General features: G+C 61.5%; 25 protein-coding genes. 20 read left to right on the top strand and 5 right to left on the bottom strand.

Annotation, left to right across the window (positions count from 1 at the left end; translation table 11 throughout):
* Nucleotides 1-269: 269 nt before the first annotated feature.
* Nucleotides 270-1,802, bottom strand: a complete 1,533-nt coding sequence (locus QO005_RS08460; RefSeq protein ID WP_307157559.1) for a YifB family Mg chelatase-like AAA ATPase — start codon at nt 1,800-1,802, stop codon at nt 270-272.
* A 375-nt stretch (nt 1,803-2,177) separates the two neighbouring features.
* Here QO005_RS08460 and QO005_RS08455 point away from each other — a divergent pair, with 375 nt between their 5' ends.
* The 5 genes from QO005_RS08455 to QO005_RS08435 all read left to right on the top strand — a co-directional run bounded on the left by QO005_RS08455 (nt 2,178) and on the right by QO005_RS08435 (nt 6,952).
* A complete protein-coding gene (locus tag QO005_RS08455; protein WP_307157558.1) occupies nt 2,178-3,476 on the top strand; it encodes an extracellular solute-binding protein in 1,299 nt (432 codons plus the stop codon).
* A 73-nt stretch (nt 3,477-3,549) separates the two neighbouring features.
* On the top strand, nt 3,550-4,431 hold the full coding sequence (locus QO005_RS08450; RefSeq protein ID WP_307157557.1) for an ABC transporter permease subunit: 882 nt from the start codon (nt 3,550-3,552) through the stop codon (nt 4,429-4,431).
* Nucleotides 4,432-4,435: 4 nt separating this feature from the next.
* Nucleotides 4,436-5,278, top strand: coding sequence for a sn-glycerol-3-phosphate ABC transporter permease UgpE (ugpE, locus tag QO005_RS08445; protein ID WP_307157556.1), 843 nt, complete (start codon nt 4,436-4,438; stop codon nt 5,276-5,278).
* A gap of 10 nt (nt 5,279-5,288) precedes the next feature.
* Nucleotides 5,289-6,404 (top strand): sn-glycerol-3-phosphate import ATP-binding protein UgpC, encoded by a 1,116-nt coding sequence (locus tag QO005_RS08440; RefSeq protein ID WP_307157555.1) that lies wholly within the window; start codon nt 5,289-5,291, stop codon nt 6,402-6,404.
* A 71-nt stretch (nt 6,405-6,475) separates the two neighbouring features.
* Nucleotides 6,476-6,952 (top strand): cupin domain-containing protein, encoded by a 477-nt coding sequence (locus tag QO005_RS08435; protein WP_307157554.1) that lies wholly within the window; start codon nt 6,476-6,478, stop codon nt 6,950-6,952.
* Nucleotides 6,953-7,011: 59 nt separating this feature from the next.
* Here QO005_RS08435 and QO005_RS08430 read toward each other — a convergent pair whose 3' ends face one another.
* The gene (locus QO005_RS08430) at nt 7,012-7,380 is read right to left on the bottom strand and encodes a YraN family protein (RefSeq protein ID WP_307157553.1); all 369 of its coding nucleotides are present in this window, start codon (nt 7,378-7,380) and stop codon (nt 7,012-7,014) included.
* Complete coding sequence (gene rsmI / locus QO005_RS08425; RefSeq protein WP_370878035.1) at nt 7,377-8,369, bottom strand: 16S rRNA (cytidine(1402)-2'-O)-methyltransferase; 993 nt, start codon at nt 8,367-8,369, stop codon at nt 7,377-7,379. The genes QO005_RS08430 and rsmI overlap by 4 nt, the downstream gene beginning before the upstream one ends.
* A 147-nt stretch (nt 8,370-8,516) precedes the next feature.
* On the opposite strand from rsmI, the gene dnaN reads away from it, so the two are divergent.
* The 4 genes from dnaN (at nt 8,517) to pyrF (ending at nt 11,834) form a co-directional block, all read left to right on the top strand.
* Entirely contained in the window at nt 8,517-9,635 is a 1,119-nt protein-coding gene (dnaN, locus tag QO005_RS08420) for a DNA polymerase III subunit beta (protein ID WP_307157551.1), read from the top strand.
* A gap of 164 nt (nt 9,636-9,799) precedes the next feature.
* Nucleotides 9,800-10,393 (top strand): phospholipid N-methyltransferase PmtA, encoded by a 594-nt coding sequence (gene pmtA / locus QO005_RS08415; protein ID WP_307157550.1) that lies wholly within the window; start codon nt 9,800-9,802, stop codon nt 10,391-10,393.
* Nucleotides 10,394-10,514: 121 nt separating this feature from the next.
* Complete coding sequence (locus QO005_RS08410) at nt 10,515-11,108, top strand: histidine phosphatase family protein (protein ID WP_307157549.1); 594 nt, start codon at nt 10,515-10,517, stop codon at nt 11,106-11,108.
* A gap of 33 nt (nt 11,109-11,141) precedes the next feature.
* Nucleotides 11,142-11,834: an orotidine-5'-phosphate decarboxylase gene (pyrF, locus tag QO005_RS08405; protein ID WP_307157548.1), complete on the top strand. Its 693-nt coding sequence runs from the start codon at nt 11,142-11,144 to the stop codon at nt 11,832-11,834.
* Between the two features lie 209 nt (nt 11,835-12,043).
* On the opposite strand, the gene QO005_RS08400 is transcribed toward pyrF, so the two are convergent.
* The gene (locus QO005_RS08400; RefSeq protein WP_307157547.1) at nt 12,044-13,219 is read right to left on the bottom strand and encodes a right-handed parallel beta-helix repeat-containing protein; all 1,176 of its coding nucleotides are present in this window, start codon (nt 13,217-13,219) and stop codon (nt 12,044-12,046) included.
* 263 nt (nt 13,220-13,482) lie between these two features.
* Here QO005_RS08400 and QO005_RS08395 point away from each other — a divergent pair, with 263 nt between their 5' ends.
* The 3 genes from QO005_RS08395 to QO005_RS08385 all read left to right on the top strand — a co-directional run bounded on the left by QO005_RS08395 (nt 13,483) and on the right by QO005_RS08385 (nt 15,272).
* Nucleotides 13,483-13,773 (top strand): DUF1330 domain-containing protein, encoded by a 291-nt coding sequence (locus tag QO005_RS08395; protein ID WP_307157546.1) that lies wholly within the window; start codon nt 13,483-13,485, stop codon nt 13,771-13,773.
* A gap of 124 nt (nt 13,774-13,897) precedes the next feature.
* On the top strand, nt 13,898-14,875 hold the full coding sequence (locus QO005_RS08390) for a complex I NDUFA9 subunit family protein (RefSeq protein WP_307157545.1): 978 nt from the start codon (nt 13,898-13,900) through the stop codon (nt 14,873-14,875).
* 229 nt (nt 14,876-15,104) lie between these two features.
* Nucleotides 15,105-15,272 carry a hypothetical protein gene (locus QO005_RS08385; RefSeq protein ID WP_307157544.1) on the top strand — a complete coding sequence of 56 codons (168 nt, stop codon included), beginning with the start codon at nt 15,105-15,107 and terminating at the stop codon, nt 15,270-15,272.
* 91 nt (nt 15,273-15,363) lie between these two features.
* Here QO005_RS08385 and QO005_RS08380 read toward each other — a convergent pair whose 3' ends face one another.
* Entirely contained in the window at nt 15,364-16,170 is an 807-nt protein-coding gene (locus QO005_RS08380) for an undecaprenyl-diphosphate phosphatase (RefSeq protein ID WP_307157543.1), read from the bottom strand.
* Nucleotides 16,171-16,490: 320 nt separating this feature from the next.
* Between QO005_RS08380 and QO005_RS08375 the strand changes: the two genes are divergently transcribed.
* The 8 genes from QO005_RS08375 to QO005_RS08340 all read left to right on the top strand — a co-directional run bounded on the left by QO005_RS08375 (nt 16,491) and on the right by QO005_RS08340 (nt 25,587).
* Nucleotides 16,491-17,183: a glutathione S-transferase family protein gene (locus tag QO005_RS08375; RefSeq protein ID WP_307157542.1), complete on the top strand. Its 693-nt coding sequence runs from the start codon at nt 16,491-16,493 to the stop codon at nt 17,181-17,183.
* An 11-nt stretch (nt 17,184-17,194) separates the two neighbouring features.
* Nucleotides 17,195-18,349, top strand: coding sequence for a tRNA epoxyqueuosine(34) reductase QueG (gene queG, locus QO005_RS08370; RefSeq protein ID WP_307157541.1), 1,155 nt, complete (start codon nt 17,195-17,197; stop codon nt 18,347-18,349).
* 1 nt (nt 18,350) lies between these two features.
* On the top strand, nt 18,351-19,232 hold the full coding sequence (locus tag QO005_RS08365) for an SDR family oxidoreductase (protein ID WP_307157540.1): 882 nt from the start codon (nt 18,351-18,353) through the stop codon (nt 19,230-19,232).
* A gap of 340 nt (nt 19,233-19,572) precedes the next feature.
* Entirely contained in the window at nt 19,573-19,935 is a 363-nt protein-coding gene (locus QO005_RS08360; RefSeq protein ID WP_370878026.1) for a septal ring lytic transglycosylase RlpA family protein, read from the top strand.
* A 143-nt stretch (nt 19,936-20,078) separates the two neighbouring features.
* Complete coding sequence (locus QO005_RS08355; RefSeq protein ID WP_307157539.1) at nt 20,079-21,365, top strand: RsmB/NOP family class I SAM-dependent RNA methyltransferase; 1,287 nt, start codon at nt 20,079-20,081, stop codon at nt 21,363-21,365.
* Between the two features lie 218 nt (nt 21,366-21,583).
* A complete protein-coding gene (locus tag QO005_RS08350) occupies nt 21,584-22,861 on the top strand; it encodes an imelysin family protein (RefSeq protein WP_307157747.1) in 1,278 nt (425 codons plus the stop codon).
* Between the two features lie 12 nt (nt 22,862-22,873).
* Complete coding sequence (locus QO005_RS08345; RefSeq protein ID WP_307157538.1) at nt 22,874-24,481, top strand: di-heme oxidoreductase family protein; 1,608 nt, start codon at nt 22,874-22,876, stop codon at nt 24,479-24,481.
* Nucleotides 24,481-25,587: an imelysin family protein gene (locus QO005_RS08340; RefSeq protein ID WP_307157537.1), complete on the top strand. Its 1,107-nt coding sequence runs from the start codon at nt 24,481-24,483 to the stop codon at nt 25,585-25,587. Before QO005_RS08345 ends, QO005_RS08340 begins: the two co-directional genes overlap by 1 nt.

The following is a 25,587-nucleotide window of genomic DNA, read 5'->3' as shown; positions in this document are numbered from 1 at the left end:
GGCGATATGCAGAAAGTGATGATTTTTCGCTGTCATCACGAAAAGCTTACCGCATTGTAATCTAACCTCCCTTGAAAAGACACATTTGGGGGCGCATTTACTAATCACCGGCGCAACGAGAGCGTCGCGGTCTGACAGTCGGCTCGTCCCCCGCCGCTTCAGACTTGAGGACAAAGGCCTTATCCCCCTCTCCGGGCCTTTGTCCACCTTTTAAGAAAGTCGTCACGGCGCCGCCTCCTGCCGTGACGACTTTTTTGTTTGATAAACCATCAGGCCGCCGCAGACAGGCGTTCCGCAGGAATGCGGTAGGAAATCGCTTCGGCCAGATGCATGCGGCTCAAGGTTTCCTTGCCGTCGAGATCCGCAAGGGTACGTGCCACTTTCAGAACGCGATGATAGGCACGCGCCGAGAATTTGAACTTTTCCGCAGCATCCCTGAGCAATTGCAGGCCCGCCGCATCGGGCGCGGCGATCTTTTCGATCAGCGCTGTAGAGCAGGCGGCATTGGTGGACACCCCGGTCGCGCCGAGAGCCAGAAGCCGGTCCAGCTGTCTTTGCCGGGCGCGTGCCACGCGTTGGGCGACATCGGCGCTTCTTTCCGCCGCCATCGGCTTGATCAGATCGATCGCGGAGACGGCGGGAACGTCGATGCGAATATCGATACGGTCCATCAGCGGCCCGGAAATGCGGGCCTGATAATCGCTAACGCAGCGCGGCCCGCGGGCGCAGCTATGGCCGGGTTCGCCCGCCATGCCGCAGCGGCAGGGGTTCATGGCCGCGACCAGCTGGAATTTCGCCGGATAGGAGACACGGTGATTGGCCCGCGCAATGATGCATTCGCCGGTCTCCAGCGGCTGACGGAGCGCATCCAGCACCTGGGGCGTGAATTCGGGAAACTCATCCAGGAAAAGCACGCCATGATGCGCCAGCGAAGCCTCGCCCGGTTTGGCGCGCATGCCGCCGCCCACCAGCGCTGCCATGGTGGCGGAATGATGCGGAGTGCGAAACGGCCGCCGGTCGGACAGCCGCCCGCCGGAAAGCTGGCCGGCAATGGAGTGGACCATGGAGACTTCCAGCAGTTCCGCCGGGGCCAGCGGCGGCAGGATGGAGGGCAGGCGCGCGGCCAGCATCGATTTTCCCGATCCCGGCGGGCCGACCATAAGCAGGTTATGGCCGCCGGCGGCAGCCACCTCCAGTGCCCGTTTGGCGCTTTCCTGGCCCTTGATGTCGGCAAGGTCCGGCAGGTTGCCGGGCAACATCCGCGAGGCGGGCTGCGGACGGCTCAGAACCTGGGTGCCGCGAAAATGATTGGCCAGCGCAATCAGGCTGCGGGGGGCGAGAATGTCGATCTCCGACCCGGCCCAGGCCGCTTCCGGCCCGCAATCGGCGGGGCAGATCAGGCCCTTATCGAGAGCATTGGCGGCCATGGCGGCGGGCAAGGCGCCCGCCACGGCGGCAATCGTGCCATCCAGGTTGAGTTCGCCGATCACCAGATAGCCGGAGAGCGCATCCGCCGGGATCGCCTCCAGCGCGGCCATCAGGCCAAGGGCGATGGCAAGATCGAAATGCGAGCCTTCCTTCGGCAGGTCGGCGGGCGCGAGATTGATGGTCACGCGTTTGGGCGGCAGCGCCAGCCCGGACGCATGCAGTGCCGCCTGCACCCGCTCCCGGCTCTCGGCCACTGCCTTGTCGGGCAGGCCGACGATCTGCATGCCGATCTTGCCGGGGGCCACCATGACCTGAACATCCACCGGCACGCCTTCAATGCCCTGAAAGGCCACCGTACTTACCCGCGCCACCATGTCGTTCCCCAGCCCTGTTTTCAGATCGCGTTCAACGCCTCGCAACCCCTGCGAGAGATGGCAACCATGCCACGAAAAAATCGGAAGAACAAGAACAAGAGTGGAACAAAATTGACCTGAATGCGAGGAAAAGTTGCATCAGGTTGTAAAATCGAAACAAAATGGGGACGAAGGGAGAAAGAGAGGAGATCACCGATATGTGCAGCCTTTTTGCTGAAGAAATTCCTAGGGTCGGGTACCCCTTTGCATTGACGGGTTTTCCAAGTATTTCGGTAAGCAATCATGTAATGATTCCGTCATAAAACGTTCAACTCACTGTCATCTTGGCTCACTAATGGCTTGGCTCACCCCAGTTCCGGTGGAGAGGATCAAACCATGTTCAAGAAGCTTTCGATGGCGGCGCTTGCCGTGAGCGTATCGGCCACCTCGTCTTTTGCGGCCACCAATATTACCTGGTGGCACGGCATGGGCGGGCGCAATGGCGAGGTGATCAACGAGGTTGCCCAGAAGTTCAACGCCGCCCAGAGCGAATGCGCCCTGACGCCCACCTCCAAGGGTTCCTATGAAGAGGCCCTGGCCGCCGGGATCGCTGCCTTCCGTTCTGGCCAGCAGCCGAACATTCTCCAGGTTTTCGATGCTGGTGCCGCCACGATCATCAATGCCAAGGGCGCGGTCATTCCGGCGGAAGACCTGATCACCAAAGCCGGCTACAAATTTGACCGCGATGCCTTCATCGAAGGCGTGAAGTATTTCTATGCGGACAACACCGGCAAGTTTGTCGGCATGCCGTTCAATTCCTCGGCGCCGATCATGTATATCAACACCGATGCCCTGAAGAAGGCCGGTGTGGAGGCGCCGAAGACCTGGGAAGACTTCGAGAAGATTGCGCCGAAGCTGAAGGAAGCCGGCTATATTCCGCTCGTTCAGTCGCAGCTGACCTGGCAGTTCACCGAGAATTTCTTCTCGCGCAACAATATCCAGTTCGCGTCCAACAACAACGGCTATGACAGCATCAAGGACACGGTCATCAACGTCACCGATCCGAACCATGTCATGATGTATGAAAAGCTGAAGGCCTGGAAGGATCAGGGCTATTTCGGCTATTACGGTGCTGCCTGGAACGATAACCAGAAGGTGTTCGAAGACGGCAAGGCTGCGCTCTGGATCGGCTCCTCCGGCTCCTTCGGCGGGCTGAAGAAGACGGCGACCGTTCCCTTCTCGGCGGATTTCCTGCCCTATTGGGGCTCCATCAAGGGTGCGGGCGTGCATTCCTTCATCGGCGGCGCGGCGCTCTTTGCCATGTCGGGCAAGTCGGATGCCGAAAACAAGTGCACCGCTGCCTTCTTCAACTTCCTGACCTCGCCGGACATCCAGAAGTTCTACCACCAGTCCACCGGCTATGTGGCCATCACCAAGGCTGCCTACGAACTGGCCAAGAAGGAAGGCTACTACGACAAGGAGCCGGTGGCCGAGGTCGGCATCAAGCAGCTGTCGCTGCCGGGCGGCGAGTGGGACAAGGGCTACCGCATGGGCTTCTACCCGCAGATCCGTTCCGTGATGGAGCGTGAATACAACAAGATCTTCTCCGGCGAGACCACGCCGAAGGCCGCCATGGAAACGATCAAGAAGGAAGCCGACGAGCTTCTGGCCCGCTTCGCCAAGACCGCCGGCTGATCGCCTGTCCTGATACCCTCATGACCCGGAGGCGCCAAGCCGCGCCTCCGGGATCCTCCATAAGGAAAAGGCCATGAAGCGCGTTCAGTTCGAATCGAAATTCCTGCCCTATCTGTTTCTGCTGCCGCAGCTTTGCATTGTCGTCGTCTTTTTCTACTGGCCGGCGGCGCAGGCCATCCGTTCGTCTTTCTTCATCGAGGACCCTTTCGGATTCGGTTCGACCTTTGCCGGTCTTTCCAACTACACCGATATGCTCGCCTCATCCGAATACCAGCGCATCGCGCTCTTTACAGTGTGTTTCAGCGTGATCGTCACCTTTCTGGTGCTGGCCATCGGGCTGACGCTGGCGGTCAAGGCGGATGCGGTGATCCGGGGCCAATCCACCTACAAGACCATCCTGATCGTGGTCTATGCCATTGCGCCGCCGGTGGCGGGACTGATCGGCTCCATGCTGTTCGATCAGCATATCGGCCCCTTCGTGAAACTGGTCGCCCTGTTCGGCTGGGACATGAAGCTCGGGCTCAATTATTTCGACACGGCCTTTGCCATGGTGGTGATCGCGGTGTGGAACCAGATTCCCTATAATTTCATCTTCTTCCTGTCCGGCTTGCAGAGCATTCCGGCCTCGGTGCGGGAGGCGGCGGTTCTCGATTGCCGCTCTGGTCCACGCCGTTTCTTTACGGTCATCCTGCCGCTCCTCACCCCCACGGCCTTCTTTTTGCTGGTCATCAACATGACCTATTCGCTGTTCGACACCTTCGGGGTGATCGACGTGATCGTGAAGGACAAGCCCGCCGATAACCCCATCACCCTGGTCTATAAGGTCTATACCGATGGTTTCCGGGGCAATGACCTCGGCTCCTCCTCGGCGCAATCGGTCATTCTGATGATCGTCGTTATGGTGCTGACCATGATCCAGTTCCGCTTCATCGAGCGCCGCGTTCATTACGGTTGATGCCATGTACAAGACGAAATTCTTCGACCATCTCATTCTGATCGTCGGCTGCCTGCTGATGTTGTCGCCGATCATCGTGGCCTTCACCACCTCGACCCATACGGCGGCGGAAATCCACCAGAAGGGGCTGATGCTGACCCCCGGCGGCCATTTCACCGAAACCTACAGCAAGGTGCTGTTTGCCCAGACCGGCTTCAACGGAACGGTGACGGGGCTCAGCATGATGCTGAATTCGTTGATCCTGGGCTTGGGCTTTGCCATCGGCAAGATCGTGCTGTCGATGATGGCGGCCTATGCCATCGTCTATTTCCGCTTCCGCTTTGCAACGCTTGCCTTCTGGATGATCTTCACCACGCTGCTTCTGCCGCTCGAAGTGCGCATCATGCCCTCCTATCAGGTGATGAGCGAGTTGCACCTGCTCAACACCTATACCGGGCTCATTCTGCCATTGCTGGCCTCTGCCACCGGCACCTTTTTCTTCCGGCAGTTCTTCAAGTCGGTACCGGAGGAATTGCTGGAGGCGGCCCGCATCGATGGCGCAGGCCCCTTCAAGTTCTTCATCGACATCCTGATCCCGCTGTCGCGCACCATGATCGCCGCCGTCTTCATCATCATGTTCGTTTATGGCTGGAACCAGTATCTTTGGCCCATGCTGATGACCACGGATGAAAGCTTCTTCACCCTGATGCGCGGCATCAAGCAGATCCTGCAGGTCTGGGTCGGCGCGCAGATCCCCGATTACAACGAAGCCTTTGCCATGGCCGTGCTGGCGCTCTTGCCGCCCGTGCTGATCGTGGTGGTGTTCCAGAGCTGGTTCATCAAGGGCCTCACCGAAACCGACAAGTAAGGAGCCGGTCATGGCATCCATCGACATCAACCAGGTCTCGAAACTCTATGATGGTGGCGTCAAGGCCGTCAGCGGCGTCGATATCCAGATCAACGACGGCGAATTCATCGTGCTGGTCGGCCCCTCCGGTTGCGGCAAGTCCACGCTGCTGCGCATGGTGGCGGGGCTGGAAAGCATTTCCGAAGGCACGGTGCGCATCGGCGACCGGGTGGTCAACACCGTCGAGCCCGCCGACCGGGATATCGCCATGGTCTTCCAGAATTACGCGCTCTATCCGCATATGACGGTGCGGCAGAACATGGCCTATGGGCTGAAGAACCGGAAGACGCCAAAGGCGGAGATCGAGGCGCGTGTGGCGGAAGCCGCCCGCATGCTGGAACTCGAACCCTATCTGGACCGCAAGCCGCGCGCGCTCTCGGGCGGCCAGCGCCAGCGTGTCGCCATGGGCCGCGCCATTGTGCGCAAGCCTGCCGCCTTCCTGTTCGATGAGCCGCTGTCAAACCTCGATGCCAAGCTGCGCGTCTCCATGCGGGGTGAAATCCGCAAGCTGCAACGGCGTCTGGGCACGACATCGCTTTACGTCACCCATGACCAGTTGGAAGCGATGACGCTGGCCGACCGGCTGGTGGTGCTGAGCGGCGGGCGCATCGAGCAGATCGGCACGCCGCTTCAGGTCTATCACCGTCCGGCCACCACCTTCGTGGCGAGCTTCATCGGCTCCCCGGCCATGAACCTGATCAAGGGCCGCATCGAGGGCAATCGCCTGTCGATCTGGCCGACCAGCCTGACCTTTCCGACCGACCCCAACCATTCCGGCGAAGTCACCATCGGTCTTCGGGCCGAAGATCTGTTCGAGGCGCGCGACGGCCTGCCGCGCCTGCCTTTCCGTCTGGATTATGTCGAGGAACTCGGTGCGACGCGCCTCGTCCATGGCCGCATCGGCACGCAGGCGCTGACAGCCTCGCTGCCGGTGGAGGCAGAGCTTGCCGACGAGATGGTACTGAGCTTCGAGCCGCGGAAGATGCATTTCTTCGACCGTGACGGACGGCGTTTCGATCCTGCTGTTCCGGGTGTCGATCTTGCCGTGGCGGAAAGCCTTCTGGATGGTGGCGTCTCCATCGCTTAAAATGCAGGATCGGGTATTAACCTGACGAAAAGCCGTCCCCTGTAGGTTCAACAGGATTACTGGGGGACGTCATGCCGATCAAATTGCTTCTTGCCGGGCTGCTGCTTGTTGCGCCACGGCGTCAGGTGGAAAAGGCCATTGTTTCTGCTCCGGCCAACCGGCTGGAGATGAAGCCTGCGCCGATCAATCCGGACTGGATCATCGATGGCAATCCGCAGGCGCGGGTGGGAGACCATTCCCGCAGCGATGACGAGGCGGGCACGACGGCGGTGTGGGAATGCACCGCCGGCACCTTCCGCTGGTATTTCGGCTGGGACGAGACGGTCGTCATCCAGGAAGGCGCGGTGGAGGTGACGGGTGAGGATGGCGAGAGGCGGCTTTTGACCGCCGGTGACATCGCCTATTTCAAGGGTGGAACCTGGGCGACGTGGCGCATCGAGCGCTATGTGCGCAAGATCGCCTTTCTGCGCAAACCCTTCCCCGAGCCGCTGGCAACGCTTTACCAGCTGCGCAATGCGTTGCGTGCGGGGCAGAGACGCGGCCTTTAGGGCATAATCCGACCGGAGTGAAACGAGGATCGAAAAGCCCTCTGACATATAAAGCAAAGTCAGAATGCATCCTTGAAATGCTGGGGCCAGCGCCCCGGCAAGACGACGACGATGTCGCAGCGGATGGAAAGCCTGTGAGCATCGCTGCGTCTGGATAGCCAGGCATCACCGGCGGCACGGATGCGGCGCTGGCTGTCATGGCTTACCGCATCCACGCCCAGCCGTTCCGAGGCGCGGGCCTTGACCTCCACCAGCACGATCAGATCGCCCTTGCGGGCAATGATATCCACCTCGCCGAAGCGGTTGCGATGGCGCAGCGCCAGAATGCGGTGGCCCTTCAGCAGCAGGAAGAGCACGGCCAGCCATTCGGCGAGACGGCCCCGCCGCTCGGCCTGTTTGCGCCGGTTCTGCGGGTTCTTGCCTCTCATCGGTCGGATTTCAGCTCCAGCAGGCGCTGGTAGAGGTCTTTGCGCGCAAGCCCGGTTTGGCGTGCCGCCTCCGCCGCCGCCTTGGGTGCGGGCAGGGTGGCGGCAAGCATCATCAGCAAGGCATCCACATCTTCCGCCGCAGGGGCGGCGGGTGCGGCGGGCGGGCCGATGACCAGCACGATTTCGCCCTTCACCTGCCGGTCGTCGTCATAGAAGGCGGAAAGCTCGGCCAGCGTACCGCGGCGGAATTCCTCGAAGGTTTTCGTCAGTTCCCGGCAGACGCAGGCTGGCCGTTCGCCGCCCAGCACATCGCAGGCGGCGGCAAGGGTCGCGCCGATGCGATGCGGGCTTTCGAAGAAGATCAGCGTGGCGGGTGTTTCTGCCCATGCTGTCAGCACGTCGCGCCGCGCCTTGTCCTTGGTCGGCAGGAAGCCTGCAAACAGGAAGGCGTCATTCGGCAGGCCGGAGCCGACAAGGGCTGCGAGCGGCGCGGATGGACCGGGCAGCGGCACCACCTTCAGCCCGGCCTCGATGGCCAGCTGCGCCAGGCGGTAACCAGGATCGGAGACCAGCGGCGTGCCGGCATCGGAGACCAGCGCCACGGATTTGCCTGCGGCGAGCGCTTCGATCAGCTTTGGCCCCACCTCGGCGGCATTGTGCTCGTGATAGGCATAGGGACGGGTGGCGATGCCGTAGCGATCCAGCAGCACGCGGGTGACGCGGGTATCCTCGCAGGCCAGGACATCGGCGCCCGCCAGCACTTCCAGCGCTCTCAGCGTGATGTCGCCGAGATTGCCGATCGGCGTTGCAACGAGATAGAGCGCCGCTTCCAGCGGGCGCGCCTGCACCGGACTGTCATTCAGCCGGTAACTGCGCGGGGGTCTTGGGGCCTTGGTATCGGGTTCGGTCACGGTGCATTCCTGTGGATGAGATATGGTCATAGAACCAAGCGCAGCCCGGCTGCAAGGTGTGGGCATGGGGGAAAACATCTCCGCACGGCCTTGCTTTTCGCCGAAGGTCTTGCTTTTCGCCGCCTTTTCCTGCCATTTTGCCGGTCCCATTCTCCGGTCCGCACGTGGCCGGAACAGCAGAACCGATCCGCCCGAGGATCACCAAGGTCGAAAGTGGCAGCGTCGATGCGTATTACTCTTGAACGGTCCAACCTCCTGAAATCCCTCAATCACGTTCACCGGGTCGTCGAACGGCGCAACACCATTCCGATCCTGTCCAACGTGTTGCTGCGCGCCGAAGGCAACACCCTTGCCATGAAGGCGACCGACCTCGATCTCGAAGTGATCGAAGGCACGGCGGCCATGGTGGAACAGGCAGGCGCCACAACGGTTCCGGCGCATCTGCTCTATGAAATCGTCCGCAAGCTCTCCGACGGCGCGGAAGTGCTGCTCTCCACCAATCCGGACGGCTCCAGCATGACGGTCGCTTCCGGGCGTTCGAAATTCTCGCTGCAATGCCTGCCGGAAGCGGATTTTCCCGATCTCACCGCCGGAAGCTTCAGCCATTCCTTCAAGCTGAAGGCTTCCGACCTGAAGATGCTGATCGACCGCACCCAGTTTGCGATCTCGACGGAAGAGACCCGCTACTACCTGAACGGCATCTATCTGCACACGATCGAAGCCGGCGGCGCGTTGAAGCTGAGAGCTGTCGCAACTGACGGTCACCGTCTGGCGCGGGCCGATGTGGAAGCGCCGTCCGGCTCCGAGGGCATGCCCGGCATCATCATTCCCCGCAAGACGGTGGGAGAATTGCAGAAGCTGGTGGACAATCCCGATCTCGTCGTTTCCATCGAAGTGTCCGATGCCAAGATCCGCTTCACCATCGGCGAGATCGTCATGACCTCGAAGCTGATCGACGGTACCTTCCCGGATTACCAGCGGGTCATCCCGACCGCCAATGACAAGGAAATGCGGGTGGATTGCCAGGGCTTCGCCCAGGCTGTCGACCGCGTGTCCACCATTTCCTCCGAGCGGGGCCGTGCGGTGAAGCTTGCGCTCAACGATGGCCATCTGACGCTGACCGTCAACAATCCTGATTCCGGCAGTGCGACGGAAGAGATTGCCGTTGGCTATGAGAGCGATGCGATGGAGATTGGCTTCAACGCCAAGTATCTGTTGGACATCACTGCACAGCTTTCCGGCGATGATGCGATCTTCCTGCTGGCGGATGCCGGATCGCCGACCTTGATCCGCGATACCGCAGGCGATGATGCGCTTTACGTTCTGATGCCCATGCGCGTTTGACCGCGCGCGCCTGTAGGTTGTTTAGCCAGCGAATCGCCACCGATTCGCTGGTTTATTTTTTGTTACCATGCCCCTTTGCCTCTTGTTTTTCAGTGAAATGACGCCAACATGCCGCGCACGCACCAAGGATTGGCGCAAACGGAAATGCGTGGAGGAAATGGCCGATGAAGTTCAACCTCAAGCGGCGGCTGGAGCAGAAATTCGATGAGGAGATCCGCTTTTTCAAGGGCATGATGCAGGGCCCGAAGGCGGTGGGCGCCATTGCGCCAACATCGATCTTCACCGCGCGCCGCATGGCGAGCGTCATCGACACGGGCTCCGGCCTGCCGGTTCTGGAGCTTGGGCCGGGCACGGGGGCGATCACCAAGGCCATTCTGGCACATGGCGTTCAGCCGGAAAAACTGGTCTCCGTCGAGTATTCCGCCGATTTCTATCGTCATCTCAAGGCCAGCTATCCGGGGGTCAATTTCATCCACGGCGATGCCTTCGATCTGGACAAGACGCTGGGGGCGTTGTCTGGCGTGACCTTTGACAGCGTGATTTCCGCCGTGCCGCTTCTGAGCTTTCCGATGGAGCAGCGCATCCGGTTGGTGGAGGATCTGCTGGACCGCATCCCACGCGGCCGGCCGGTGGTGCAGATCTCCTACGGGCCAGTGTCGCCGGTGATTGCCAAGGGCGGCAGCTATCACATACAGCATCTGGATTTCATGGTACGCAACCTGCCGCCTGCCCAGCTCTGGATCTATCGCCGGACCTGACGTTTTTTCCGTGTTTCCGGACGGAAAACCGTAACAACACTTTTCCTGGAAACACTCTGGTTTTGTTTTGCGTGTTTCCGGACGGAAAACCGCAATAACACTTTTCCTGGAAACACTTGAGATGTTCGGCCTCTACATCACCCATCCCCAGGTCAGGATCGATCCGCAGGTGCCGGTGCCGCAATGGGGGCTTTCCGAGCGGGGACGGCAGAGGTGTTTTAAGGCGATGCGGCAGGATTGGGTGATGCGCCTTGGCCGTATCGTCACCAGCGACGAGACGAAAGCCATCGAAACCGCGGAGATTTTTGGCCGCGCCTGCGGCGTGCGGCCTGAGATCGTGGCGGGCATGCATGAGAATGACCGTTCCGCCACCGGCTTTCTGCCGCCCGAGGCTTTCGAGGCGGCGGCGGATCAATTCTTTACCCACCCAAATGAGAGCTTTCGCGGCTGGGAAACGGCAGAGGCGGCCCAGATGCGGATCGTGCGGGCCGTTCAAGGCGTGCTGGAGCATCACGATCCGGCTCTTCCGCTTGCCTTCATCGGTCACGGCGGCGTCGGCACATTGCTGAAATGCGCGCTTCTCGGGCGCCCTATCAGTCGGTTGGAGGATCAGCCTGCGGGTGGAGGCAATCTCTTCGCCTTCGCCCTTGCGGATTTGCGTCCGGCATGCGACTGGACGCCCATCGAAAAGGCAGGCCTCTTGCTTTTTGCCTGAGGACAGCCTGCCATTCACAAGAGGGAGCTTTGAATGCAGGCGCGGAACCGTTTGATCGTCGGTCTGGATGTACCCACCGTGGCCGACGCGGAAAAGCTGGTGGCTCAACTGGGGGAAGAGGTTCGCTTCTACAAGATCGGTTACCAGCTGACCTTTGCAGGAGGCCTGGAATTTGCCCGTGACCTGGCCAAGGACGGCAAGCAGGTCTTTCTGGACATGAAGCTGCTCGATATCGACAACACCGTGCATTCGGCGGTGGAAAACATCGTGCGCATGGGCATGACCATGCTGACGATCCACGCCTATCCCAAGGCCATGAAGGCGGCGGTCGAGGCGGCCCAGGGGTCCGGCCTTTGCCTGCTGGGCGTGACGGTGCTGACCTCGATGGACAGCCAGGATCTGGTGGACGCAGGCTATCAGGCCGATGCCCGGGCACTGGTGCTGAAGCGCGCCGATCAGGCCCGCGCCATCGGCATGGGCGGTATCGTCTGCTCGGCCGAAGAAGCCGCCGCCGTGCGCGCCATCGTCGGACCGGATCTTGCGGTGGTGACGCCCGGCATTCGCCCGGCAGGCGCGGACAAGGGCGACCAGAAGCGGGTGATGACGCCTGCAGAAGCGCTTGCTGCCGGCTCCAGCCATCTGGTCGTTGGCCGTCCCGTCGTCAAGGCGCCCGATCCGCTGGCCGCAGCCCGCGCTATCCTCTCGGAGATGCAGGGGGCTTTTTAACGCCCGTCCCGATTGAGTTTAATTCTAAGCGCTTTTCGATCTGATTTAATCAGATCGAAAAGCGCTCTAGGGTGTGTGGACATTCGCCCTTGAGCGGGCTGCAAACGGCGATTTCCTGCGCTTCCGGTGCTCATGTACTCAAGTACACTCCGCTCCGGTTCTCGAAAATCACCGTTTTCGCCACGCCCAAAGCCGAATGTCCACACACCCTAAGGCTTCATCCGGTTATCGCTGACCGTGTTGGAGGCGCCGGAATCGCGGATCATGTCTTGATCGGCGCCGGTAATCTCATTGCCGGTCACGGTGTTGAAATCCGCGAAGCTGCGATTGTCCGCACCGCTGCCGAAGGGAAGCGACGGGTCCTGATAGCAATAGAGCGCCCGCCAGATTTCCTTGGAGCCGAGCCACACTGCCGGGCGCGGCTTCACCGCATCGCGATAGAGGAAATGGTTGTCGCTGATCTGGTTATGCTGCGGTGTCTGATGCCGGATCGTGCCGCCCTCGCCGCAATTGCGGTACAGGAAAATGCCGCCATTGCCGGCATCGATGAAGGTATTGCCGGTGATCACATTGTGCGCGGAGCCGTCGACGGCAATCATTTCGCGGTTTCGCGTGCCAAGTTCGAAACGGTTGGCGATGATGCTGTTATGGCCCGATTCCGCATCCAGATAGATGGCCGTGCCCTTGGTGTGGCCGGTCAAGGTGGAGTGATTGATCTCCACATGGGTGACGCCCGGCGCGATATAGAGCGGTATGGGGCCATCCGCGACGATGGTCAGGTTTTCAAGCAGGATATGAGAAGGGGCCGCCGCCTGGGCGCGCTGGGTATGGCCTTGCGAGAGCGATGACTGGCGCACCTCTTCCGCCTCGCCGTTCGGGCCCATGCCCATGATCTGGATTGTCCCGTAGACCTTGCAGTTGCGGATATGAATGTCACGCGGCACACTCCAGCCGCCATCTTCTTCCGGCAGAGACCGAATGGAAATGGTGGGCGGTGCGCCCTTGGGCAGGTGGCCCGGAATGCCGATGATGCCGCCATGGCAATCGAGGCCCGCGCCACTGGCGCGCGCGCCTTCCAGCACGATGTCCTTCATCACCACATCCTCTGCGGTGAGGTTTGCCACGCAATCCAGCGTCACGCTGTCGGCGGGATCGTCCGGGGCTTCCCGGAGCGCTTCATAGACCTCGGGGCCACAGGTCTTGACCGCGCCCGGGCGCGTCGGGGCGGCATGGGCGGAAGATAAGGCAAAGCCACCGACAAACGCCAGAATCACACCGATAGGAAGGCCTGCCGCATAAAGCCGTTGAGACGAAAAGCGCAGGCTTGCGCCGGTATTGCCGGGTTCGGCTGGATGGGGAAAGGCGGCTGGCGGCAAAGCGTGCATGGCGTGTCTGACCTGTTGCGAAAGGGCCGGATCCGGGAGGGGGGCGGAACTGCCCGGACTATACTCATGATATTGCTGCAATGCGAATGCCGTTCTCCCGATTCCTTATCAAGCGCTCTAAATCTTTGTTTTTACGCATTTCCGGTGGGGAAACCGGATTCCACTTTTCCTGGAAACACTCTATGGTGCACCGGACGCCTGCATCGGTCTCAGACCGATCTTGCCGGTGATGTCGTTGTGTGCTGAGCGAAAGAGGTGTTTTCATGGCCAAGGCTTATTGGATCGCGCGTGTCGATGTTCGGGAGCCGGAGCGCTACAAGGACTATATCTCCACCGCAAAACCGGCCTTCGAACGTTTTGGCGCGGTCTTCCTGGCGCGTGGCGGCAAGACGGAGGCGCTGGAAGGGGAGGCCCGGGCCCGCAACGTGGTCATCGAATTTCCCTCCTTTCAGGCTGCCGTGGATTGCTACAACTCGCCGGAATATCAGGCCGCGGTGAAAATCCGCCAGGAAGTGGCCGATGGCGAGATTGTTCTCATCGAGGCTGTTGTCTAACCCTGCCTGCATGCCGTCCGGATCAGCCGGGGTTGCGGCGCTGTTTCTGCTTCACCTTGTTCGGCAATTCGGATAGAAAGCAGGCCATTCTCTGGTCATTCTTCCCTGTGCAGGAGCCTCTGTCATGACACTCGCCACCATCCCGCCGCTTGTAACCGTTTTCGGGGGCTCCGGTTTTGTCGGCAGGCATGTCGTGCGGGCGCTGTCGCGCCGCGGTTATCGCGTGCGGGTGGCCGTGCGCCGCCCTGATCTCGCCGGCTTTGTGCTGCCGCTCGGCAATGTCGGGCAGATTTCGCTGGCCCAGGCCAATCTGCGCTATCCCGATAGCGTCCGGAAGGCTGTGGAAGGCGCTTCCTTCGTGGTCAATTGCGTCGGCATTCTCTTCGAGGCAGGCCGCAACAAGTTCGATGCCGTGCAGGATTTCGGTGCGCGCGCCGTAGCCGAAGCCGCCAAGGGTGCCGGGGCGGGGCTCGTCCATATCTCGGCCATCGGTGCCGATGTCGGTTCCCCCTCCGCCTATGGCGCCAGCAAGGGACGGGGTGAACAGGGCGTGCTGCAGGTGCTGCCGGAGGCAATCATCCTGCGCCCCTCCATCGTTTTCGGGCCGGAAGACGGCTTTTTCAACAAGTTCGCCGCCATGTCGCGCACGGCCCCCTTCCTGCCGCTGATCGGCGGCGGCAAGACCCGCTTTCAGCCGGTCTTCGTGGAAGACGTGGCCGAAGCCGTGGCCCGCGCGGTCGAAGGTTCGGTTGCCCCCGGCATCTATGAACTGGGCGGCCCGGAAGTGCTGACCTTCCGCGAATGTCTGGAGGAGATGCTGAAGGTGGTGGACCGCAAGAAGCCGCTCATCTCGCTGCCCTTCGGGCTTGCCTCCTTCATCGGCGGCGTGGCCTCCGCCATTCCGCTGATCACACCGCCGCTGACGGCGGATCAGGTCGTGCTGCTGAAGAAGGATAATGTGGTCTCCGATGCCGCCAAGGCAGAAGGCCGCACGCTCGAGGGTCTCGGCATTCGCCCGACGCCGCTGGCCGGCATTCTGCCTGCCTATCTCGTGCATTACCGTCCGCACGGCCAGTACAGCCGCTCCGGCAAGGCTGCCTGAAGTATTCTCTATCACCGCCTGCCCGGGCAACCTGCCGGGCAGGCGGTGAAGGAAATGTGCCACCGTTGCACAAAAGACGCAGCGGATAAATCCTTGCGTTAACGCAGGATTCAGCAAGATCTTCTATTGATGAACGAACGGGGCCTGAGTAAACACCAAGCCAAGGCGCTTCGGACCCCGTACCGTGTTCCAGCCCCCACCCCATTGCATTTTTCGAGGTCAGTCATTCATGGGCAAGTCTATCGCACTGTTTTTTGCGTGTGCGGCATTGGTTGTCATCGCCGGTTCCTTCATGGCACCGTCCACCGTCGCGGCCCGCAAGGGCAACAACTGCTCGCCCGCCTATGGCGTCGATCCGTGCAGCACCGCGTCGATCACGCCGTCTTCGACGAAGTGAGTGTGGTCTGCACACTCTTTCGGGGGTGAGGCAGTTAGAAAATCGAGCGCATCGCAGAGGCTGCGATGCGCTTTTTTATGGCAGGACGTTTTTACTTCACGAAGACAAGGCCGATCAGGCCGACGATGCCGACGATGATGCGCCACCAGGCAAAGGGCGCATAGCCGCGGCGGCTGACGAAATTGAGTAGGCCGCGCACCACGATCAGCGCCGAGAAGAAGGCGGCGATGAAGCCGATGACAATCAGCATGCTGTCATCGAAGCTCAGCGCATTGCGGTTCTTGTAGAGATCCAGCACGAAGGCGCCGAGCATCGTTGGCATGGCGAGGAAAAAGGAAAATTCCGCCGCCGAACGCTTGTCCGTGCCCATGAGCAGTGCGCCGACAATGGTGGAGCCTGAACGCGAGGTGCCGGGGATCATCGCAAGGCACTGGAAAAGGCCGATCTTGAAGGCCAGCGGCAGCGGATAATCCATGGCGTCGGTGTAGCGCGGCGTCAGCGTCATCCGGTCCACCAGCAGCAGAATGATACCGCCGACGATCAGCATGATGCAGATCAGCATCGGCGTTTCAAACAGCACGTCCTTGATGAAATCGTGGATCAGCGCGCCGATCACGGCGGCCGGCAGGAAGGCGACCAGGACGGACAGCACGAAGCGGCGGCTGCGCACGTCGCTCGGCAGCGCCAGCGCCACGGTGATGAGCTTGTGAGCGTAAACCGAGAGAATGGCGAGAATGGCGCCGAGTTGGATCAGCACGGCAAAGGTATTGCCGGGCGATTGGAAGCCGAGAAAATGCCCGGCCAGCAATACATGTGCGGTAGAGGAGACGGGGATGAATTCGGTCAGGCCCTCAATGAGGCCGAGAATGAGCGCGCTGATGATCGATTGTGCTTCCATGAAGAATCCCTGGGAGGTGGTCTTTGACAGAATGAGGGCGGGTGCGCACCAAAGCTTCCCCTCTTGGGAGCGATTCGGCAGTTCCCCTTGAAATCAGAGGATTTGTGGCGGTCTAAGCCGCCAAGGTCAACCTTCCTTGCTGGATAGCGCCTGTCTTTGGATGACAAACGAGGCGATTCGCTTGTATGACGGAAGCTCTTTGTTTTCACGCATTTCCGAACGGAAAACCGGTTTCCACTTTTCCTGGAAATGCTTTAAACGAATCCAAACGTTTCGCCCCCTCCGCATGCCATTGCGCCAAGAAGACTTAAAAGAAAACCATGTCCACTCTTTATCATCATCCCATGTCGACGGCGTCGCGCTTCGTGCGGCTCATTCTGTCCGAATACGGTTATCAGGTCGATCTGGTGGAGGAGCAGACCTGGGAGAAGCGCCGGGAATTCCTCAATCTCAATCCGGCAGGCACGCTGCCGGTCTATGTGGATGACAATATGCGTACGCTGTGCGGCGCCACCGTCATCTCCGAATTCCTGGACGAAACCCATGGCGTCTTGAAGCGCGACCGGCGGCTTCTGGCGGAAGATCCCTTCCAGCGCGCCGAAATCCGCCGTCTGGTGGACTGGTTCCTGCAAAAGATGGAGCAGGATGTGACGCGACCCCTGGCGCGCGAACGGGTCTTCAAGCTGCAGATCCCGAATGGTCTGGGCGGCGGTGCGCCGGATTCGAAAATCCTGCGTACGGCGCGCGGCAATATTCGCCAGCATATGAAATATCTGAGCTGGCTTGCCGGATCGCGCACCTGGCTGGCGGGTGATCGCCTGAGCTATGGCGATCTCGCGGCCGGGGCTGCCGTCTCGGTGCTGGATTATCTCGGCGAAATCGACTGGTCGGAAGCGCCGATTGCCAAGGATTGGTATCAGCGGCTGAAATCGCGCCCGTGCTTCCGTCCGCTGCTGGCTGAGCGGGTGCGCGGCCTCACCCCGGTTTCGCATTATGCGGACCTTGATTTCTGACGGATAAGGGCATGGCTGAGCGGCTGCCCCGGGACAAGCAGGCGGAACGGCGGCGGACGCTGACGGAATTTCTGCGGCAGGAGGCGGCGAATAAGGGTTTCGATCTCTGCCGGATCACCGCGCCCGATGCCATCCCCGAGGCGCCTGCCCGGCTGCGGCAGTTTCTGGAGGCCGGACGGCACGGCACCATGGAGTGGATGGCCGAAACCGAGGCGCGCCGCGCCGATCCGCGGGTCTTGTGGGCGGATGTGCGCAGCATCGTGCTGTTTGGCATGAATTACGGGCCGGAAAGCGATCCCCGTGCCTTGCAGGCGCAGACCGACAAGGCGGCTATCTCCGTTTATGCGCGCAATCGCGACTATCACGACCTGATCAAGGGACGGTTGAAGGAGGTCGCCACCCGGTTTGCGGCGCGGGCGGGGGAGGATGTGAAGGTCTTCGTCGATACCGCGCCGGTGATGGAAAAGCCGCTGGCGGCGGCGGCAGGGCTGGGCTGGCAGGGCAAGCATACCAATCTCGTCAGCCGGGAGTTCGGTTCCTGGCTGTTTCTCGGCAGTCTTTTCACCACGGCGGATCTCAGCCTCGATGAGGCGGAGCGCGATCATTGCGGCTCCTGCCGCGCCTGTCTCGATGCCTGCCCGACAGCGGCCTTTCCCGCGCCCTACCAGATCGATGCCCGTCGCTGCATTTCCTATCTGACCATCGAACACAAGGGCTCGATCGACAGGGCGCTGCGCCCGGCCTTTGGCAATCGCATCTATGGCTGCGACGACTGTCTGGCCGCCTGTCCGTGGAACAAGTTTGCCCGAGAGGCGCGGGAGATTAAGCTTCAGGCGCGGCCCGATCTCACCGCCCCCGACATTGCCTTTTTCCTCGGGCTCGATGATGCGGCCTTTCGCGCCCATTTCAGCGGGTCGCCGGTCAAGCGGATCGGGCGGGCGCGGTTTGTGCGCAATGTGCTGATAGCCGCCGGCAATTCCGGTCTGCCGGAATTCGTGCCTGCCTGCCGGAGCCTCCTTGCCGATCCTGCTCCCGAGGTGCGTGGCATGGCGGTCTGGGCCTTGTCGCGGCTGATGCCGCCACAGGATTTTCAGGCGCTTGCCGCCCTTGCGAAGGGCGAGGAGGATGCCGATGTTGTTTTGGAATGGCAGGCCGCAGGAGAGTGACATGACGCTGGTGATTTTCGGAGCAGGCTATTCCGGCAAGGCGATTGGCCGGGCCTTTGCCGCCAAGGGGCAGACCGTTTACGGCACGACGCGCTCTGAAGCCAAGGCAGAGGCGCTGAAGGCGCTGGGTATCACGCCGCTGGTCTTTACCGGGGAGGCCTTGTCACGCGAGGTGGAATCCGCGCTCGCCTCGGCCACGCATCTGGTGCAATCCATCGCGCCCGGTCCCGACGGCGATCCGCTGATGCGGCTGACGGGGGCAAACCCCATGGCGCTGATGCCGCGCCTGCATTGGGCGGCCTATCTCTCCACCGTCGGCGTCTATGGCGACCATGACGGCGCCTGGGTGGATGAGGATACGCCCTGCAAGCCGGTGTCGCAGCGCTCGCTGGAGCGGGTAGAGGCCGAGCAGCAATGGCTTAAGGCAGCCGCCAGAGCAGACATTCCTTTGGCCGTGTTGAGACTTTCCGGCATTTACGGGCCGGGCCGCAACGGCTTCGTCAATCTCGCCCAGGGAACGGCCAAACGTCTGGTCAAGCCCGGCCAGGTTTTCAATCGCATCCGGGTTGAGGATATCGCCGCCGCCACGGTGTTTCTGGCCGAACGCGGGGCAGGCGGTCTCTTTAACATTACCGACCATGAGCCGGCCCCGCCGCAGGATGTGGTGAGCGAGGCCGCGCGGCTGATGGGCGTCGAACCGCCCCCGGAGCAGGCCTTCGAGACGGCGGTGCTTTCGCCCATGGCGCGCTCCTTCTATGGCGAGAACAAACGCGTCCGTAACGACCGTATATGCAACCTTGGATTTCAGTTCCGCTTTCCCGATTACCGGGTTTCTCTTGCCCAATTATGGGCCAGCGGATGCTGGAACGAAGAGGTGTTTTAAACGTTCATTCCTAGAAAATGGCAGTTCTCACTGTGAAAATTCTAGCCTTGCCATCATTTCTGCTGAAATGAGGCGGGATTTGTGGCGCTGTTTTCGCGCCTCACGCAAAATTTTTTTGTGATCTGATTCGCTGATTCGAAGCGCCAATTTCTTCCGGCTTTTTGCTTGATTCAAAAACATTTTTCTAAGATCTTAAGCTTTCATTAACCAGAGCCGGAATCACGAATGTTACCTTCTGTAATGTTCCGTGAACACATTTGGCACTTTTTTGCCATTTTTTGCCCTGCTTAAGCCGTCCCGCGCAAAATTCATCTCTGAATATGACAAGGGAAGCGAAGACTTGGCGAAGAAAGCAGGTTCCATCATGACGGCTGTGTCCATTGCAACCGTTCTGGGCCTTACTCCATTCACGGCTTTTGCAGGCACAACCTGTGGCGGCGCCTCCTGGTATGCCCTGGGCTCCAGAACGGCCTCCGGCGAACGCATGAACCCCACCACGCTGACGGCTGCGCATAAGTCGCTGCCTTTCGGCTCGAAGGTGAAGGTGACCAACCGCAACAATGGCCGCACGGTCGTGGTGCGCATCAATGATCGCGGCCCTTACACCCATGGCCGGGTGCTGGATCTCTCCAAGGCCGCCGCCGCCGATATCGGCATGATCGGCAGCGGCACAGCCAAGGTGTGCTACGAACTGATAGGCTGACCACTGCTTGCCGCCTCCAGAAGATGTCCGGGAAAAGCGGAATCCCATTTTCCGTCCGGAAACGCCCAAAATCGACACGGGCTTGCCCTTTCAGTCATTCGCCGGTACCACGGCGGCCATGACGGAGAGCCAAGGAGACGGACATGCGATTGGGCGGCAGGCTGAGTGGTGCCATTGATATTCTGGCGGATATAGAGACCCGCCGCCGTCCCGTGGCGGATGCCCTGAAGGATTGGGGGCTTTCGCATCGCTTCGCCGGTTCCGGCGACCGCGCCGCCATCGGCAATATTGTCTATGACGCGCTGCGGATGAAACTCTCCCACGCTTTCCTGCTGGACGATGATAGTCCTGCGGCTCTGGCCTATGGCGTGCTGCTGCGGCAATGGGGCTATACGCCGGAAGCACTGGCCGCGGCGCTGGAAGGAGACAGTTTCGCGCCCGAACCCTTGGGCGAGGCCCGCCTTGCCGCCTTTTCCAGCCGCAGCCTTGCCGATGCGCCGCTTTTCGTGCAGGGCGATGTGCCCGATTGGGTGGAGCCGTCGCTGGAGGCGGCTTTCGGTGCGGGCTGGCTCAAGGAGGCCCAGGCGCTGTGCGAGCGGCCCAGCCTCGATCTCAGGGCCAATACGCTGAAATCCACCCGCGACAAGGTGATCAAGGCGCTGGAGCGATCCGGTGCCGAGCCGGCGCCGATTGCGCCGAACGGTATTCGCATTGCGCCCGGCGAAGGTCCCTCGCGGCTGCCGAACGTGACGGCGGAGCTTGCCTTTCAAAAGGGCTGGTTCGAAGTGCAGGACGAAGGTTCGCAACTGGTCGCCGATCTGGTGGAGGCGGGCGAGGGCGAGCAGGTGCTGGATTTTTGCGCCGGTGGCGGCGGCAAGACGCTCGCCATGGCGGCGGCGATGAACAACAAGGGTCAGGTGCATGCCTTCGATGCCGACCGCAAGCGGCTGGCGCCGATCATCGAGCGGCTGAAGCGCGCCGGCACCCACAATGTGCAGGTGCATGACCGGCCCGAAGCCCTGCAGAAGCTGGAGGGCCGGATGGACAAGGTGCTGGTGGATGCGCCCTGCACCGGAACCGGCACCTGGCGCCGCCGCCCGGACACGAAGTGGCGGCTGACCCCGCGCAATCTTCAGGAGCGGATCGACCAGCAGGCGGAGGCGCTTGCCGACGCCGCACGGCATGTGCGCCCCGGGGGCGAGCTTATCTACGTGACCTGCTCCATCCTGCCGGAGGAAAACCAGAACCAGATCGCGGCCTTCGTCGCCCGGCACCCGGAATTTTCGGCGGTGCCGCTGATGCCCCGGTGGCAGGCCCGCTTCGGAACTGCGCATAAGCCGGTGGAAAGTGAAACGGGCGGCTTGACCCTCAGCCCCGGCCTGACCGGCACGGACGGGTTTTTCTGCGCACGGCTGCAAAGAGCCCTGTAATTTACTCCTTCGCCTTTTCAGAGTTGTGTTTCGTCAAAAGGTAGTAAAGCCCGGCTGGGCGTCAGCCTATACAATCAAAAGATGAGTATCTGCAAATATTCATGATTGTTTGACACAAGTTTGTTTTTGCGCCATCACTCCGCCATGACGGAGCCGTGATGTCTGTTGAACGGGCGGCTCGGATGGAAGAGGCGCGTTTCGGCGCCAAAGGAGAGAGCATGTCGCGCATATCCTCGATTGGCGCCGGTCTGGCGCTTGTGGTTGCCTCGCTGGGGCTTGCGGTTCCAGCCCTTGCCGCCCCGGATGAAAAGGCGGTTCTGAAGCAATATGCGGCGCTGGCCGAAGCCAAGTATGAGGATTCCCTCATCACCGCCAAGGCGCTGGACAAGGCGATTGACGCCTTGATCGCCACGCCGAGCAAGAAGACGCTGCGTGCGGCCCGCACCGCCTGGATCAAGGCGCGCGTGCCCTATCAGCAGTCGGAAGTCTATCGCTTCGGCAACAAGATCGTCGACGACTGGGAGGGCAAGGTGAATTCCTGGCCGCTGGATGAGGGCCTGATCGATTACGTCGATGCCTCCTACGGCACCGAAAGCGATACCAATGCGCTCTACACCGCCAATGTGATCGCCAATACCAAGATCAAGATCAATGGCGAAGAGGTGGATGCAAGCCATCTGACGCCGGAATTCCTGGAAAAGCTGCATGAGGCGGGCGGCGTCGAAGCCAATGTCGCGACCGGCTATCACGCTATCGAATTCCTGCTCTGGGGCCAGGATCTGAACGGCACCGGCCCGGGTGCGGGCAATCGCCCCTATACCGATTACGACACCAAGAACTGCACGGGCGGCCATTGCGACCGCCGCGCCGAATATCTGAAATCCGCCTCCACCCTGCTGGTCAAGGATCTTCAGGAAATGGTCGATGCCTGGACGCCGGAAGGCGAAGCGACCAAGACCCTGCTCGACGATCCGAAGGCCGGGATCACCGCCATTCTCACCGGCATGGGCTCGCTCTCCTACGGCGAACTGGCGGGCGAGCGCATGAAGCTCGGCCTGCTGCTGCATGATCCGGAAGAAGAGCATGATTGCTTCTCCGACAACACCTACAATTCCCATTATTACGATGCTGTCGGCATCCGGTCCGCCTATATCGGCCAATATACCCGCGTTGATGGCACGAAGCTGTCCGGCCCGTCGCTGTCGCAGCTCGTGGCGGCCAAGGACAAGGCGCTGGACAAGGAAATGAAGGAAAAGCTCGCCGTGACCGACAAGGCCATGAGGGCCATGGTCAAGCGCGGCAAGACCGTGGAAGCCTATGACCAGATGATTGCCGAGGGCAACAAGGAAGGCAATGCCACGGTGCAGGCCGCCATTGACGGCTTGATCGACCAGACCAAATCCATCCAGCGCGTCATCGCAGCGCTCGATCTCGGCGAGGTCAAGCTCGAAGGCTCCGACAGCCTCGACAACCCGAACGCCGTCTTCAAGAAGTAAGGCCGCATGCTCATGATCCGGGTCGCAAAGCAGCGTCTCTCCTTTCGCCGTCAGGCCTGGGACTCTGCTTTCCCCCGGCTTGTGCCATGGGCTTTCCTGGAAACTCCCAAGGCCGCTTCTGCGGCCTTGTTGCTTGCGCTGGGTCTGGCCTTTGCCGCTTCGGCTGAAGAGCCGAAGGGCATTCAGCGTCCGGATCTGACCGCCGGGGAGCGCGCGCGCGTGGATACCGTGACCCGCCCCGCCAGCGATTTTTCCCGTGCCGAACCCTTCGAGGCGATGAGCGCGGGCTCCGCGACCTTTGTGGGGCGCGTCGATCACAGCGTGTTTCGCCATGCACTTCCAAGCCTCAGCCTTGAGGATCAGCATCGTTTCGTGCTGGGCAAGGCGCTTTTCGAAAAGCTCTGGGTGTCCGCGCCGTCTTCCACCCAGGCCAGTGACGGGCTGGGACCGCTGTTCAACGCCCGCTCCTGCGAGAGTTGCCATCAGAATGGCGGTCGCGGCCGTCCGCCGACCGAGGCGGGAGATGCCACCTCGATGTTCCTGCGGCTGGCGCGTCCCGCGCGGGACCGGCAAGAGCAGGCGGAGATCGCCGCGCTCAAGCGTCTCAACATGCCTGACGACACCTATGGCCGGCAATTGCAGGACCATGCCGTGCCGGGTCTTGCGGCGGAAGGGCAGGTCGCCGTCACCTATGACGATGTGCCCGTGACGCTTTCCGGCGGCGAGACGGTGGTGCTGCGCCGCCCGCATTATGCCGTTACCGATCTCGCCTATGGGCCGCTTGGCCCGGACACGACGCTTTCGCCGCGTATTGCCAATCCTATGATCGGCATGGGCCTGATCGAGGCGATTGCCGAGGCCGATATTCTGGCACTCGCCGGGCAGCAGGCGAGCGACGGCAAGGGGATCAAGGGCACGCCCGCCTTCGTGCTGGATCATCTGAGCGGCCAGAAGGTGTTGGGCCGCTTCGGCTGGAAGGCGGAAAATGGCTCGGTACGGGACCAGAGCGCCAGTGCTCTTGCTGGCGATATCGGCATTTCCTCGCCGGACGATCTGCGCCATGCCGGCGATTGCACGGCAGCGGAAAAAGCCTGCCTTGCGCTGCCGAATGGTGTTCAGGCCCGCCTTGGCGCCACCGAAGCGCCGCCGCCGGTGCTCGATCTGATGACGCTTTACGCCGAAAGCCTTGCGCCACCCAAGCGCCGCACGGTGGATGATCCCGCCGTGCTCAAGGGCAAGGCAGCCTTTTACGGCGCGGGCTGCGCCACCTGCCACCATCCGAAATTCGTGACCCGCAGCGATGCCGCCAACCCTGCCTTTGCCTTTCAACTGATCTGGCCCTATTCGGATTTTCTGCTGCATGACATGGGCGAGGATCTGGCCGATGGTCAGCAGGTGGGGCTGGCCAGCGGGCGGCAATGGCGCACGCCGCCGCTTTGGGGTATCGGTCTTGCCCGCACGGTTAACGGCCATGCATTCTATCTGCATGACGGCCGCGCCCGCAGCCTCGACGAAGCCATCCTCTGGCACGGCGGCGAGGCGGAGGAAGCCCGTGAAGCCTTTCGTAGCATGACGCCCGACGATCGCCGGGCTCTTGTCACCTTTCTGGAGTCGCTCTGATGAAAGCGTTTTTATCCCTGATCGCCGCGCTGGCCGTTCTGCCCGCCATCGCCTTTGCTGAGGATGCTGAGCCGCATCATGCCGCCGGTCTGCAGCTGGATGCGGTGCCGGCGGTCATGACCCGGGTGGTGGATGGCTTCATCCGCCCCGGCTATCACGAAGCCCATGACAAGGCCGAGGCGTTGGCGGCAAGGTTGAAACAGAGCTGCGCCAGCCCCTCGCCGGAAGGGCTGGAGGCGGCGCGTCAGGACTATCGCGCGGCGGTTCTGGCCTGGTCGCGCATCGAAATCGTCCGCACCGGGCCGGTGATCGAGGAAAACCGCTTCGAGCACATTCTCTTCTATCCCGACCGCAAGGGGCTGGCGCTCAAGCAGATCCAGGGGGCGATCGCCTCCAAGGATGAGAGCTTTACCCGGTCCGAGGCCCTGCGGCAGAAATCCGTGGCGATCCAGGGTCTCGGCGCGCTGGATTACGTGCTCTATGGCACGGGCGCGGAGCAGTTGGCGACGCCGGAGGGGCAATTTCGCTGTCTCTATGCCACGGCCATCGCCGGCAATGTCGCTGCGATGACGGGCGAACTGGCAAGCCTCTGGGATCAGCCGGACGGCATTGGCAAGGCCTGGACCGAGCCCGGTCCGCAAAACGACGTCTTCCGCGATGGGCCGGAAGCCGTGACCGGGCTGCTCGGCATTCTGGTTCATGGTGCGGAGACGCTGCGGGACGAGCGGATCGAGACCTTCTACAAGGGCGGCAATGGCCGCATCGCGCCGAAACAGGCGATTTACTGGCGCTCCGGCCTGACCTTTGCCTCCATGCGCGCCAATCTCCAGGGCCTTCACGACCTGTTGAACGGGGCCGGAGTGAAGGACCTGATGCCTGAGGACAAGCGGGCGGCGGTGGAAAAGGTCAACCAGATGTCGGCAGCGCTGGATACGCTGCTGGCAGGTCTGCCGCAGGACCCGGAAAAGGCGACCACCGATCCCGCCGCCAGGGCAAGTCTCGATCAATTGCTGGCTCAGAGCCGCGACATGATCACCGCCTTGAGCGATGGCGTTGGCGGGGCCGTCGGGCTCACGGCCGGTTTTTCCTTCGCCGACGGGGATTGA

The organism is Allorhizobium paknamense, assembly GCF_030815125.1.
Lineage (GTDB): Bacteria > Pseudomonadota > Alphaproteobacteria > Rhizobiales > Rhizobiaceae > Allorhizobium > Allorhizobium paknamense.
The sequence above is the reverse complement of the archived record's forward strand: the minus strand, read 5'-3'. Positions and strand labels throughout refer to the sequence as shown.

What these genes read in the sequence shown, in the direction of transcription:
- dnaN (WP_307157551.1), top strand. Translation starts at nt 8,517, where the DNA reads ATGCGTATTACTCTTGAACGGTCCAACCTCCTGAAATCCCTCAATCAC.
- QO005_RS08390 (WP_307157545.1), top strand. Translation starts at nt 13,898, where the DNA reads ATGACACTCGCCACCATCCCGCCGCTTGTAACCGTTTTCGGGGGCTCC.
- QO005_RS08395 (WP_307157546.1), top strand. Translation starts at nt 13,483, where the DNA reads ATGGCCAAGGCTTATTGGATCGCGCGTGTCGATGTTCGGGAGCCGGAG.
- QO005_RS08345 (WP_307157538.1), top strand. Translation starts at nt 22,874, where the DNA reads ATGATCCGGGTCGCAAAGCAGCGTCTCTCCTTTCGCCGTCAGGCCTGG.
- QO005_RS08385 (WP_307157544.1), top strand. Translation starts at nt 15,105, where the DNA reads ATGGGCAAGTCTATCGCACTGTTTTTTGCGTGTGCGGCATTGGTTGTC.
- QO005_RS08355 (WP_307157539.1), top strand. Translation starts at nt 20,079, where the DNA reads ATGCGATTGGGCGGCAGGCTGAGTGGTGCCATTGATATTCTGGCGGAT.
- QO005_RS08380 (WP_307157543.1), bottom strand. Translation starts at nt 16,170, where the DNA reads ATGGAAGCACAATCGATCATCAGCGCGCTCATTCTCGGCCTCATTGAG.
- QO005_RS08430 (WP_307157553.1), bottom strand. Translation starts at nt 7,380, where the DNA reads ATGAGAGGCAAGAACCCGCAGAACCGGCGCAAACAGGCCGAGCGGCGG.
- QO005_RS08375 (WP_307157542.1), top strand. Translation starts at nt 16,491, where the DNA reads ATGTCCACTCTTTATCATCATCCCATGTCGACGGCGTCGCGCTTCGTG.
- ugpE (WP_307157556.1), top strand. Translation starts at nt 4,436, where the DNA reads ATGTACAAGACGAAATTCTTCGACCATCTCATTCTGATCGTCGGCTGC.
- QO005_RS08460 (WP_307157559.1), bottom strand. Translation starts at nt 1,802, where the DNA reads ATGGTGGCGCGGGTAAGTACGGTGGCCTTTCAGGGCATTGAAGGCGTG.
- queG (WP_307157541.1), top strand. Translation starts at nt 17,195, where the DNA reads ATGGCTGAGCGGCTGCCCCGGGACAAGCAGGCGGAACGGCGGCGGACG.
- QO005_RS08435 (WP_307157554.1), top strand. Translation starts at nt 6,476, where the DNA reads ATGCCGATCAAATTGCTTCTTGCCGGGCTGCTGCTTGTTGCGCCACGG.
- pmtA (WP_307157550.1), top strand. Translation starts at nt 9,800, where the DNA reads ATGAAGTTCAACCTCAAGCGGCGGCTGGAGCAGAAATTCGATGAGGAG.
- QO005_RS08400 (WP_307157547.1), bottom strand. Translation starts at nt 13,219, where the DNA reads ATGCACGCTTTGCCGCCAGCCGCCTTTCCCCATCCAGCCGAACCCGGC.
- QO005_RS08365 (WP_307157540.1), top strand. Translation starts at nt 18,351, where the DNA reads ATGACGCTGGTGATTTTCGGAGCAGGCTATTCCGGCAAGGCGATTGGC.
- pyrF (WP_307157548.1), top strand. Translation starts at nt 11,142, where the DNA reads ATGCAGGCGCGGAACCGTTTGATCGTCGGTCTGGATGTACCCACCGTG.
- QO005_RS08350 (WP_307157747.1), top strand. Translation starts at nt 21,584, where the DNA reads ATGTCGCGCATATCCTCGATTGGCGCCGGTCTGGCGCTTGTGGTTGCC.
- QO005_RS08340 (WP_307157537.1), top strand. Translation starts at nt 24,481, where the DNA reads ATGAAAGCGTTTTTATCCCTGATCGCCGCGCTGGCCGTTCTGCCCGCC.
- rsmI (WP_370878035.1), bottom strand. Translation starts at nt 8,369, where the DNA reads ATGTTTTCCCCCATGCCCACACCTTGCAGCCGGGCTGCGCTTGGTTCT.
- QO005_RS08440 (WP_307157555.1), top strand. Translation starts at nt 5,289, where the DNA reads ATGGCATCCATCGACATCAACCAGGTCTCGAAACTCTATGATGGTGGC.
- QO005_RS08450 (WP_307157557.1), top strand. Translation starts at nt 3,550, where the DNA reads ATGAAGCGCGTTCAGTTCGAATCGAAATTCCTGCCCTATCTGTTTCTG.
- QO005_RS08410 (WP_307157549.1), top strand. Translation starts at nt 10,515, where the DNA reads ATGTTCGGCCTCTACATCACCCATCCCCAGGTCAGGATCGATCCGCAG.
- QO005_RS08455 (WP_307157558.1), top strand. Translation starts at nt 2,178, where the DNA reads ATGTTCAAGAAGCTTTCGATGGCGGCGCTTGCCGTGAGCGTATCGGCC.